General features: G+C 47.8%; 8 protein-coding genes and 1 rRNA gene. 6 read left to right on the forward strand and 3 right to left on the reverse strand.

What is annotated here, in order from left to right; genetic code table 11:
• Positions 1–7: 7 nt before the first annotated feature.
• Positions 8–2,188, reverse strand: a complete 2,181-nt coding sequence (glgB, locus tag OMP95_RS03000; RefSeq protein ID WP_266325795.1) for a 1,4-alpha-glucan branching protein GlgB — start codon at positions 2,186–2,188, stop codon at positions 8–10.
• Positions 2,189–2,288: 100 nt separating this feature from the next.
• Here glgB and glgC point away from each other — a divergent pair, with 100 nt between their 5' ends.
• The 4 genes from glgC to gcvH are packed head-to-tail and all read left to right on the forward strand — an operon-like array spanning position 2,289 to position 7,090.
• Positions 2,289–3,557 carry a glucose-1-phosphate adenylyltransferase gene (gene glgC, locus OMP95_RS03005; RefSeq protein WP_266325797.1) on the forward strand — a complete coding sequence of 423 codons (1,269 nt, stop codon included), beginning with the start codon at positions 2,289–2,291 and terminating at the stop codon, positions 3,555–3,557.
• 16 nt (positions 3,558–3,573) lie between these two features.
• On the forward strand, positions 3,574–5,256 hold the full coding sequence (locus tag OMP95_RS03010) for a glycoside hydrolase family 57 protein (protein WP_266325799.1): 1,683 nt from the start codon (positions 3,574–3,576) through the stop codon (positions 5,254–5,256).
• Complete coding sequence (malQ, locus tag OMP95_RS03015) at positions 5,256–6,704, forward strand: 4-alpha-glucanotransferase (protein ID WP_266325801.1); 1,449 nt, start codon at positions 5,256–5,258, stop codon at positions 6,702–6,704. Before OMP95_RS03010 ends, malQ begins: the two co-directional genes overlap by 1 nt.
• Complete coding sequence (gcvH, locus tag OMP95_RS03020) at positions 6,704–7,090, forward strand: glycine cleavage system protein GcvH (RefSeq protein WP_266325803.1); 387 nt, start codon at positions 6,704–6,706, stop codon at positions 7,088–7,090. Before malQ ends, gcvH begins: the two co-directional genes overlap by 1 nt.
• Here gcvH and OMP95_RS03025 read toward each other — a convergent pair.
• A complete protein-coding gene (locus OMP95_RS03025) occupies positions 7,066–8,190 on the reverse strand; it encodes an anhydro-N-acetylmuramic acid kinase (protein ID WP_266325805.1) in 1,125 nt (374 codons plus the stop codon). The genes gcvH and OMP95_RS03025 overlap by 25 nt on opposite strands.
• Before the next feature lie 120 nt (positions 8,191–8,310).
• Positions 8,311–9,858 (reverse strand): OapA family protein, encoded by a 1,548-nt coding sequence (locus OMP95_RS03030; protein ID WP_266325807.1) that lies wholly within the window; start codon positions 9,856–9,858, stop codon positions 8,311–8,313.
• Between the two features lie 129 nt (positions 9,859–9,987).
• Between OMP95_RS03030 and tyrS the strand changes: the two genes are divergently transcribed.
• Together tyrS and OMP95_RS03040 are read left to right on the forward strand one after the other, a co-directional pair.
• A complete protein-coding gene (gene tyrS / locus OMP95_RS03035; protein ID WP_266325809.1) occupies positions 9,988–11,187 on the forward strand; it encodes a tyrosine--tRNA ligase in 1,200 nt (399 codons plus the stop codon).
• A gap of 316 nt (positions 11,188–11,503) precedes the next feature.
• Positions 11,504–12,274, forward strand: a 16S ribosomal RNA gene (locus tag OMP95_RS03040); the annotation flags it as partial.

A 12,274-nucleotide genomic window follows, 5' to 3' on the forward strand; every position in this document is an offset into this window, starting at 1 on the left:
GCAAGCCCTAATGCGTTTTTTTCAGAATCAAACCTGCAAGTGGCGGAAGGTTCACTTCAATGGAGTAGGGTCGATCTGCCCAGGCAATGTCTTTACTTTCGATAACGGCCTCATTGTGATAGTTGCTGCCTGAGTAAAATTCGGAATCTGAATCAATGACGATTTGATAACTGCCCGCTTCCGGGACACCGATACGGTATTTTTTTCTCGGTATCGGGGTGAAATTAAATACAGACACGACAAAACTGTTTCCGTCTTTACGTAGATAGCTGAGGATCGAATGCTCACGATCATTACAATCTATCCACTCAAAGCCGTGTGGGTCGAAGTCATGACGGTGCAACGCGGGTGTAGTTTTATAGAGCTGGTTCAGGTCCGCCACCAGTTTTTGTAATCCTTTATGAATCGGATAGTCGAGCACGTACCAGTCGAGTGAGGTTTCACAGTTCCATTCATTACCCTGACCAAATTCACAGCCCATAAACAGCAGTTTTTTACCGGGATAGCTATACATAAAAGTATAGAGCAAACGCAGATTGGCAAAGCGCTGCCATTCATCGCCGGGCATTTTGTAGATCATGGAACGTTTGCCATGCACAACTTCATCATGCGAAAACGGTAAAATAAAGTTTTCAGTAAAGGCGTAGAGCAAGCCGAATGTCAGGGAGTCGTGATGATAGCGACGATGAATAGGATCCTGCTGCATATACTCCAGAATGTCATGCATCCAGCCCATATTCCATTTCATCGAGAAACCCAGACCGCCCAAATGAGCAGGTCTTGAGATCATTGGGTAAGAGGTCGATTCCTCAGCAGCGATAATGCAACCGGGATGCTCTTTATGCAGTACCGTGTTGACGTGCTTGAGAAATTCAATCACTTCCAGGTTCTCACGGCCTCCGTATTCATTAGGCAGCCATTGTCCTTCTTCACGCGAGTAGTCCAGATACAGCATGGATGCCACCGCATCAACACGCAGTCCGTCGATATGAAATTCTTCCAGCCAGTAAAAGGCACTTGATAGCAGGAAGTTGAACACTTCATTACGGCCATAGTTGAATATCAATGTACCCCAGTCCTGATGTTCACCGCGTCTCGGGTCAGCATGTTCATACAGTGCAGTACCGTCGAATCGGGCCAGCCCGTGGGCATCTTTGGGGAAATGTCCCGGCACCCAGTCCAGAATCACGCCGATATTTTGCTGGTGACAGCAATCAATAAAATATCTGAAATCATCAGGAGAACCAAAACGACTGGTGGGTGAGAAATAACCGGTTGTTTGATAACCCCATGAAATATCCAAAGGATGTTCAGTGATAGGAAGCAGTTCGATATGAGTAAAGCCCATTTCACTGACATATGGTACCAACTCATCGGCCAATTCCCGGTAGCTGTAAAAGCTGCCGTCTGTATGGCGTTTCCACGATCCCATATGCACTTCATAAACCGAATGAGCTTGATGAAGCCAGTCAGCATGTTCACGGGTGTCCATCCAGTCTTCATCCTGCCAGTTATGCGCTGAGGATTTGGTTACTATAGAAGCGGTACCCGGACGTAATTCAGTTTGCTGGCCGTAAGGGTCCATTTTCAGATGCAGTGAACCCTCGTCGCGGTTACGGATTTCGAATTTATATAATTCACCCGGATTCACGCCCGGAATAAACAACTCCCAGACGCCGGTACCGCCACGAACCCGCATGGGGTGACAACGACCATCCCACTGGTTGAAGCTGCCCACCACACTGACGCGTTCTGCGCCGGGTGCCCACGTGGAAAATAAGGTGCCTTTGATGCCTTCCACTTCATAAGGGTGCGCGCCCAGAATCTTGTAGGCATGCCAGTGTTTACCTTCAGAAAACAGATGCAGATCATATTCCGAGATCTGGGGCATGATGCTGTAGGCGTCAAACTGAGCTATCTGTTCATTATTGTCGGTCAAACGGTGAATTTTATAAGGCCACGTAATCTGACTTTGTTCTCCCTGCCATTGAAAAAAGTCAGTGCCTTCAACGCGTTGCATCGGCAGTTTTTCATCAATAGTGGCTTTTTGTGTGTTAGGCAGAAATGCGCGCACGATCGCTTGGCCGTTTTTGTGGTGTAATCCAAGGATGCTGAACGGATCATGGTGACGTGCTTCTATGATTTTTATGATGTCTTCATTCAAATTTTTGTCAAAAATCATAGTCATAATATCCCGTGGTATTTTTTGATTGCTGAATATAGCTCGCTTATGGCAGGCTACAGATATTACAACATAAATAACAGGGTTAAGGGCGGGAGAATATTCTATGAGTGATAACAACAGTACGCGTTTTGTTAGTCGTCTTACTCGCGACACGCTGGCTTTGATTTTAGCCGGTGGGCGGGGTTCAAGACTGAAACAATTGACTGACTGGCGAGCTAAGCCTGCTGTACCTTTTGGCGGCAAATTCCGCATTATTGATTTTCCCTTATCCAACTGTGTGAACTCAGGTATTCGCCGTGTCGGTATTCTGACGCAGTACAAAGCGCATTCACTGCTCCGTCACGTGCAGCAAGGCTGGGGGTTTATGCGTGGTGCTCTGGGCGAGTTTGTTGAATTACTGCCGGCCTCACAGCGAAATGAGCAGGGCTGGTATTCCGGTACGGCTGATGCGGTGTATCAGAACATCGATATTCTTAGAAATCATGGTCCGGAATATGTGCTGATTTTAGCGGGCGATCATATTTACAAAATGGACTATGGTGATATGCTGGCAGAACATGTAGCTCAAAACGCCGATATGACCATCGGCTGTATTGAAGTTCCGATTGACGAAGCCAAAGCGCTTGGTGTGATGTCGGTTGATGTTAACAGACGCATTGTGGCGTTTGATGAAAAGCCGGAAGAGCCTACCCCCATGCCGGGGCGTGATGATGTGGCACTGGGATCGATGGGGATTTATGTTTTTAATGCTGCATTTCTCTATGAGCAGTTGATCAAGGATGCGGATACCAAAGACTCTTCCCATGACTTTGGTCACGATATCATTCCCAATCTGATCAAAAACTACAAAGTGGTTGCTTTTCCATACAGAGATGTACAGGGTAATGAGCCGGGGTATTGGCGTGATGTAGGTACGGTTGATGCTTTCTGGACAGCCAATCTGGAGTTGATCGGTGTGACGCCTGAGCTCAATCTTTATCACGATGAATGGCCGATCTGGACACATCAGGCACAGCTGCCACCCGCCAAGTTTGTATTTGATGATGAAGATCGTCGCGGCATGGCTGTCGATTCGATGGTGTCCGGCGGTTGTATTATTTCAGGCGCTGTAGTGAGGCATTCAGTACTATTTTCAAATGTAGAAGTGGACAGTTATTCATTGGTGGAAGACAGTGTGGTGTTGCCGGATGTCACTATCGGCTGCCACTGCCGTCTGAAAAAAGTAATACTTGATAAAGGCTGTGTGGTGCCGGAGGGGACAGTCATCGGAGAAGATCTGGAGCAGGATGCGAAACGTTATCATGTTTCAGCTAAAGGCGTAGTTTTGGTTACCCCGGAAATGTTAGGGCAAAATTATCGCTATGTCAGATAAATTAAAGGTTGTTCCTATGTCAGATAAATTAAAGGTCGTTCTCTGCTGGCATATGCACCAGCCACAATACAGTGAACCGGTGGGCGGTCTGTATCAGCTGCCTTGGACTTATCTGCATGCTATCAAAGATTACGTCGATATGGCCTGGCATTTGGAAAATGTGCCCGGCGCCAAAGCTGTGGTCAATTTTGCCCCCACCCTGCTGGAGCAGCTGGCTGATTATGATGAACAGCTGAAAGGTCGCTTCAAGGGGACGGGACGCCTCAAAGACCCTTTGCTTATTGCACTTGACTCACCGGTACAGCCTTTGCACGCGGAAGAACGTAAAACGCTGATTTCTACCTGCCTGCGTGCCAATGATGAAAAACTGATTAATCCTTTTCCACATTTTTCCAGACTGGTTGAAATGGCGCGCTGGATGATGGAAGAGCCTGAGCGGCTTAATTACGCGAATGATCAATTCATGATCGATATGCTGGTCTGGTATCACCTGGTATGGATGGCTGAATCAGTCAGACGCAGTGATGTCAGAATTCAGGCATTAATGAAAAAAGGGCGTTTATATACCTTCCATGATCGTCGTCAGTTGATGATAGTCATTGGTGAATTACTGCATGACCTGATTCCACGTTATCGCCGTCTGGCTGAAAGCGGCAGAGTAGAGTTATCCGTCACGCCTTATGCCCATCCTATCGTGCCATTGCTGCTTGATATCAAATCTACCCATGAAGCCATGCCGGATGCGGTATTACCGGAAATTACGCAATATCCGGGAGGCGAGGCACGCGCCCACTGGCATATGGAAGAAGGTCTGCGCGTGTTTGAATCCTTTTTTGGCTTCCGTCCCAAAGGCTGTTGGCCGTCAGAAGGCGCGGTGTCGGAAGCGACGCTGAAGTTGATTGCCAAGCATGGTTTTCAATGGGCTGCCAGCGGCGAAAACGTTCTGCGTAACAGCCTCAAGCTTTCCCATATGAAAGACGCCAACATTCATAAACCATACAAATTGCCCGGTGCCAGCCCGGCCTGTTTTTTCCGTGATGACGGTTTATCTGATCTTATCGGTTTTACCTACACACAATGGGGTGCCGATGATGCGGTGAATGATTTTATCCATCATTTGCTCAATATAAAAATTACAACGGAAGGTGATAAAGACCGCGTTGTATCGATCATTCTCGATGGCGAAAATGCCTGGGAATATTATTCTTATAATGGTTTTTACTTCCTGCAAAGCCTCTACAAACGTCTGCAGGATCATCCGGAAATTGAACTGACGACCTTCAGCGAGTGTCTGCATCACGGAGTGACTCCTGCTAAACTTCCCAAAATGGTGGGGGGCAGCTGGGTATTTGGCACTTATTCAACCTGGATTGGTGATCCGGATAAAAACCGGGGGTGGGATTTACTCTGCCAGGCCAAACAAACCTTTGATGAAGTGATGGCGAGAGAGCAGTTTGATGATGAAACCAAACTGGCACTTGAACGTCAACTGGCTATTTGTGAAGGTTCGGACTGGTTCTGGTGGTTCGGTGATTATAATGCCGCCGACAGCGTCAGTGATTTTGAGCGCTTATATCGTCTGCATCTTTCTAATTTGTACCAAATGTTGGGAGAAGAAGTGCCACAAGTCTTATCAGAAGTCGTTTCACATGGCGGAGGGACTATGGAACAGTCTGGCACAATGCGCCGTGGTAGTTGATGAAACAGGCTCATATATTTGATCAAAGACGTACGGGTGTCTTGCTGCATGTAACTAGTCTGCCTTCCGGTAACTTGGGAGCTGATGCCTACCGGTTTATTGATTTTCTGCAGCAGGCCGGAGCATCCATCTGGCAAATGTTGCCTTTGGGGCCTACGCATGATGATCGCTCTCCTTATCAATGTCTTTCAGCTCACGCGGGCAACAATCAACTGATCTGTATAGATATGATCAAAAGTCAGCACTGGGCCGATGCGGACGCCCTGACCGATGCAAAAATATCAACGTTGATGGCACATGCCCACCGTCAATTTGAAACCCGTGCTGATGAGGTTGAGAAGCAGGCCTTCGCTGAATTCTGTCACGAACAGCAATATTGGCTGGACGATTATGTTTTATTTCGTGAAATAAGACATTTGAATCAGGAGACAGCCTGGTTCGACTGGCCTGCACCATTGCGTGATCGAGAGCCAGAAGCATTAGAGAAAGTCGCTGAGGAACGTGAGACGGCATTGGCTATTCGTCGTTTTGAACAGTTCCTGTTTTTCTGCCAATGGCATAACTTGCGTTTTTATGCGAATGCCCGCGGCGTCAAGCTATTTGGCGATATGCCCATTTTTGTGGCTCATGACAGTGCAGATGTCTGGGCAGCACCAGGATTGTTTACGCTGGACGAAAAAGGGCTTCCTACCAAAGTGGCTGGCGTGCCACCGGATTATTTTTCCAAGACGGGCCAGCGTTGGGGTAATCCGTTGTATGACTGGCAAAAGCACATTGATGACAACTTCAACTGGTGGCAACAGCGTCTGCAAACGCAACTGGAGCTGTTCGATCTGATTCGGATTGATCATTTCCGTGGTTTTGAGGCCTGCTGGGAAATTCCTGCTGAATGCGATACAGCGGTTGATGGCACATGGGTGGTCGCTCCGGGTGACATGTTGTTTGAAAGTTTGTTGTCATATTTTGGTGAACTGCCATTGGTCGCAGAGGATCTCGGCCTCATTACCCCGGAAGTGACGGCGTTACGGGAAAAATATGCCATGCCAGGCATGAAAATCCTGCAATTTGCTTTTGGTGGTGATGCGAATAACCCTTATTTACCTCATCAACAGTGTCAGAAGAGTGTGACCTACACCGGCACCCACGATAACGATACGACATTAGGCTGGTATGAAGCGCTTGACGAGCATGTAAAAGCGCATGTGCATGCCTATCTCGGAGAGAGCTCCGAACCGATGCCATGGCTGCTGATTCGAACTGCGCTGAGCTCGGTGTCTGAACTGGCGGTGATTCCCTTTCAGGATCTATTGTCGCTGGATAGCAAACATCGGATGAATGTGCCCGGTACCACTGAAGGTAACTGGCGCTGGCAATTCAGTTGGGATATGGTAAAAGGGAATGTCGCTGCCAGGCTGAAAACCATGAACGAGTTATACGGACGTCACTGATGGAATCAAATCCTGATCATCTCAGATACGCGCCCACACATGAGTGGGTCAGTGAAGAGGGTGCTGACGAGTTAACTGTCGGGATCACCGATTATGCACAGGATCAGCTGGGTGATGTAGTTTATGTGTCCCTGCCGCAACCCGATATGCATTTCCAGGCTGGCGATGTCTGTATGTTTATTGAATCAGTGAAATCAGCTTCTGATATTCATATGCCAGTGAACGGTACTATTCTGGCAGTAAATGGCTTTCTGGAAGACAGCCCTGAACTGGTTAATCAGGATGCTTTTGGTGAAGGCTGGTTGTTCAAGGTCAGGCCGGATGACGATGCGGCATTAGATGCACTACTCGACAGTTTTGGCTATGAGGCTGCCTTGGATGAATAGTAGACAGCGCCCAGAATAGTCTCTTTGCTGGCGCCGGTGACGGCAGGTAAATTGCCGCTGTCGTGATTCAATGTTTGTCTGGCCAGCCAGGCAAAGGCGCAGGCTTCTACCCAGTCTGGTGCCAATCCCAGCATTTCAGTGGTTTTGACCGTCAGTTGCGGTAATTGGTCGCGCAATGCCTGCATTAATACTTCATTATGGGCGCCGCCGCCACAAACAAACAGACTGTGCGTATCTGCCGCATAAAGTTTTATCGCATCGGCAAGGGATACAGCGGTGAGCTGCAACAAGGTTTTTTGTACTGCCTCGGCGCGGATGGGTTTATCCAGTGCTGCCAGAGTGTTGGTGAGCCAGGTAAGATTGAAATATTCTCTGCCGGTGCTTTTAGGCACGGCTTGTTGAAAGTAAGGGTCGGCCAGCAGTAACGACAGCAGATCATTATCAATCTCGCCATTACGTGCCCACTGACCATTTTCATCGTAAAACCTGTCATGATGTTGTTGATACCACTGATCCAGCAACACATTGCCCGGCCCGGTATCAAAACCGGATAATACACGCTGGCGATCTGCAGGCAGGATAGTGATATTGCTGATGCCGCCTATATTGGCAATCACCCGGTTTTCGCGATCATTATAGAACATGGCTTGATGAAAAGCCGGTACAAGTGGTGCGCCTTGGCCGCCCAGCACCATATCGCGCTGACGAAAGTCAGTGACAGTTGTGATGCCTGTTAATTCAGCAACCACATTGCCATTACCTATTTGCATGCTGAAAGGGAAGGCTGCATCAGGCGCGTGAAAAATGGTCTGGCCATGGCAGCCCACTGCATTAATATCAGATGCACCTATTTTAGTTTCTGCCAGTAATTGATTGATGGCATCACTGTAGGCGTGACCGAGTGCCATATCTATCTGTCCCAGTTGTTGCAGATGACAACGGCCGGAATTAATCAATTTCAGCAGATCGTTACGCAATGTTGTTGAGAACGGGAAAGTTTCAGCTGCCTGTAAGTGCATATCGCTGTCAGTGAAATCTACGACAGCAACATCAATACCGTCCAGGCTGGTGCCTGACATAACACCGATATATAGACTCATATATACCCGTGACATCTGGAAATGTGCGTATCAGAGCCCATGAAAACAGTCGAACCAAGGCGCAGTCTGCCGCAAATGATTATTCTCTTCTCAAAGACAGGTGTCACGGGGATAAACAGCTCAGGGTTGGTTCATTGCCAGAACTGGGAGTTCCAGTTGATCCAGCTGTGCCAGTAACGGCTGAGATTGCTGCTTGAAGTCAGCCATGTATTTTTTAGCCAATGGTTCTGCCTTGGGCAAAGCTACCGTCAATGGATTGTGGTGGACGCCATTGATTCTGAATTCATAATGCAAGTGTGGACCGGTTGCCAGACCACTGCTGCCGATATAGCCGATAGTTTGGCCTTGCTTGACCCGTTGTCCGTGTCTGATGCCGTTTTTGAAGCGTGACATATGCGCATAGAGGGTGGTGTATTTACCGCCGTGAGACAAGATTACAGTACGGCCGTAACCGCCTTTGGTACCAACAAAATCCACCTTACCATCACCTGTTGCCAGAATTGGGGTTCCAGTAGGGGCAGCATAATCAACACCACGATGCGGGCGGCTGGTTTTCAGAACGGGGTGTTTACGGTTCGGATTGAATTTGGAACTGATGCGTGAGAAGTGTACCGGTGTGCGGGTAAAAGTCTTACGCATACTGTCACCATTAGGGGCGTAGAAATGACTGTTGCCTTCTGAATCGGTGTAGCGAACCGCGCGGAATGTGGTGCCTCGATTGGTAAATTCTGCCGCGAGAATATCTCCGTCACCAAACTTTTCACCATCAAGGTAAGCTTCTTCAAAAATCAGTTTGAAACTGTCACCTTCCCGTAAATCAAGAGCAAAATCGATGTCCCAACCAAATATATGAGCCATTTCCATAATTAGCTTGTCTGACATGCCTGCTTTGAGTCCAGCGCCAAATAAAGAACTTTCAATCTGACCTGCAACCTGTTTCTGACGCTTATCGATGTCACGGATCTCTACTTGCGCTTTAAAACCTTTATCCGTTGCATATAATTGCAGCTTCTCAATTGGACTCAATTGCAAATCCAGCTGTTTCAGCAGGATTGTGTCATCTTTGTCCTGGCTGAGGCCGAATCGCAGTGTTTGACCCGGTTTCAGGTTCAACAGCGGTTTAATATCGTCACCGGTTTGGGCAACATTGTAGACATCACGAGCAGTGAGACCGACGCGAGGGAAGATCAGAGATAGATTGTCACCTGCTTTAACAGTGACTTCCTGCCAGTTCAGTGTCGGATCCGGAATTTCAGCAGTGTCAGCGGTTTCTGCAACCGGGTTTGCTGAGTCTTGTTGCAGATGAATCATCTCCAGCTGTTCTGGCTCGGCCATAACCGTATCAGTCTTATCTGACGGAACCGGAACATGCTCAACCGCAGGGGCATTAACACTATTTTCAAGCATTGGTTTCGCCAGGCTCAATTCAAGTTTTTTGCCTGGTTTTGTTTCTGCATCAAGATTTTGCTGATTGGGCAAGTTGATAACCCGGGATTGGGTATTGGTGCTGACCGGTTCGCTGGTAGCCAGCACCATGGTTGTCAGGAATACGCCAACAACAGTAAGCAGCGATAGAATCAAAATATGGCGTCGTTTGCTATGGGAGAGCTTTTCGCTTGTGAACAGTCGTGCGTGAGGCGATGAGTTCAGAAGTCTATTACGTTTCATATGCAAACTCTTGCTGAAATTATAAATTCTGCCAATTCTCGCAGTATTTGACTTGAATTGGAACCCCTTAGATGTGGCTTGTTGTGATAACATTGCCCGCCAATTATCGACGTAATCGGAGAGCAGTAGATGATTCCTGTACAAGAGGCGATGGAAGAGATTCGCCGTGGTGCTGAAGAAATCCTGGTAGAAAAAGAACTTATAGAAAAGTTGGAGGCGGGTAAACCTCTCCGTATCAAGGCTGGATTTGACCCCACCGCGCCCGATCTTCATCTGGGGCACACTGTTCTGCTCAATAAACTGAAGCAATTTCAGGATATGGGCCATGAGATCCTGTTTTTGATTGGCGATTTTACCGGCATGATTGGCGATCCCACAGGTAAAAATGTTACCCGCCAACCGTTAACACCCGAACAAGTCAAACAAAATGCGGTGACTTATCAGGAACAGGTATTTAAGATTCTTGATCGTGAGAAAACCCAGGTAGTGTTTAACTCACACTGGATGAATGATTTGTCTTCTGCCGATATGATTCGCCTTGCTTCCAATCACACTGTGGCCAGAATGCTGGAGCGTGATGATTTCCATAAGCGCTATACCGGCGGCCAGCCGATCGCGATCCATGAGTTTCTCTATCCTTTAATACAAGGTTACGATTCCGTGGTGCTGGAAGCCGATGTCGAGTTGGGCGGCACCGACCAGAAGTTCAATCTGTTGATGGGCCGTGAACTACAAAAAGCGTACGGCAAGGCACCACAATGCATTTTGACCATGCCTATCCTTGAAGGATTGGATGGGGTACAGAAGATGTCCAAGTCATTGGGTAACTATATTGGTATCAATGATAGTCCCAAGAATATTTTCGGTAAACTGATGTCGATTTCGGATAATCTAATGTGGCGTTATATCGAATTACTGAGTTTCAGAAGCCTTGATGAAATCAACCAGTGGCGACAAGAAGTAGAGCAAGGGCGAAACCCGGTCGAGATTAAAAAGGATTTCGCAGAAGAAATCGTCATCCGTTTCCATGGTGAAACAGCTGGTGTTGAGGCGCGACAGGGTTTTGAAAATCAATTCAAGAAAGGCGAATTGCCGGAAGATATCCCAGAAGTCACATTGAATGTGGGCGCAACAGGTATGCCCATCGCTAATGTTTTGAAAGAAGCCGGACTCACTAGTAGCACGTCGGATGCTTTGCGTATGCTCAAACAGGGCGCGGTCAAAATTGACGGTGACAAAATTGAAGACAAATCACTTGTAATCAGCGTTGGTGAAGTGCATATTTACCAAGTAGGAAAAAGAAAATATGCCAAGATTTCAACAACCTGAAATCGACATTAACTGATTGGGAATTTCTTCCTGTTGACGTGGCGCTCTCAGCCTGTAAAATGCCCACCTTTCGCTTTGCAATTACATCTGTTTGACAGGGTTGAGCAAAGCAAAAAATGATTGACACAGAAGCGTTAGGCTGTATAATTCTCGCTTCTTTGCTGCACGAGTTTGCATGCAAACGCTCTTTAACAAACTGGTATCAAGTAATTTGTGTGGGTACTTGCGTTGGTTCACCGAAAGAACCGACGATTAGTATTCATTGCTAACGTCAATCAAGTTTTGTGCCTTTCTTAAAAAGGTACATGCAGTAATTAAACTGAAGAGTTTGATCATGGCTCAGATTGAACGCTGGCGGCATGCCTAACACATGCAAGTCGAACGATGATTTCCAGCTTGCTGGAATGATTAGTGGCGGACGGGTGAGTAATATATAGGGATCTGCCTGGTAGTGGGGGACAACAGTCGGAAACGACTGCTAATACCGCATACGCTCTACGGAGGAAAGCGGGGGACCTTTCGGGGCCTCGCGCTATCAGATGAACCTATATCAGATTAGCTTGTTGGTGGGGTAATGGCCTACCAAGGCGACGATCTGTAGCTGGTCTGAGAGGATGATCAGCCACACTGGGACTGAGACACGGCCCAGACTCCTACGGGAGGCAGCAGTGGGGAATATTGGACAATGGGCGCAAGCCTGATCCAGCAATGCCGCGTGTGTGAAGAAGGCCTTCGGGTTGTAAAGCACTTTCACTAGGGAGGAAAAGCTATGCGTTAATAGCGTATAGCCGTGACGTTACCTAGAGAAGAAGCACCGGCTAACTCCGTGCCAGCAGCCGCGGTAATACGGAGGGTGCAAGCGTTAATCGGAATTACTGGGCGTAAAGCGCGCGTAGGCGGTTATTTAAGTCAGATGTGAAATCCCCGGGCTCAACCTGGGAATGGCATTTGAGACTGGATGGCTAGAGTGTGGTAGAGGTGAGTGGAATTTCAGGTGTAGCGGTGAAATGCGTAGAGATCTGAAGGAACATCAGTGGCGAAGGCGACTCACTGGGCCATTACTGACGCTGAGGTGCGAAAGCGTGGG

Origin of the sequence: Methylophaga sp. OBS4 (assembly GCF_026319305.1) — a bacterium.
In the GTDB taxonomy this organism is placed as follows: domain Bacteria; phylum Pseudomonadota; class Gammaproteobacteria; order Nitrosococcales; family Methylophagaceae; genus Methylophaga.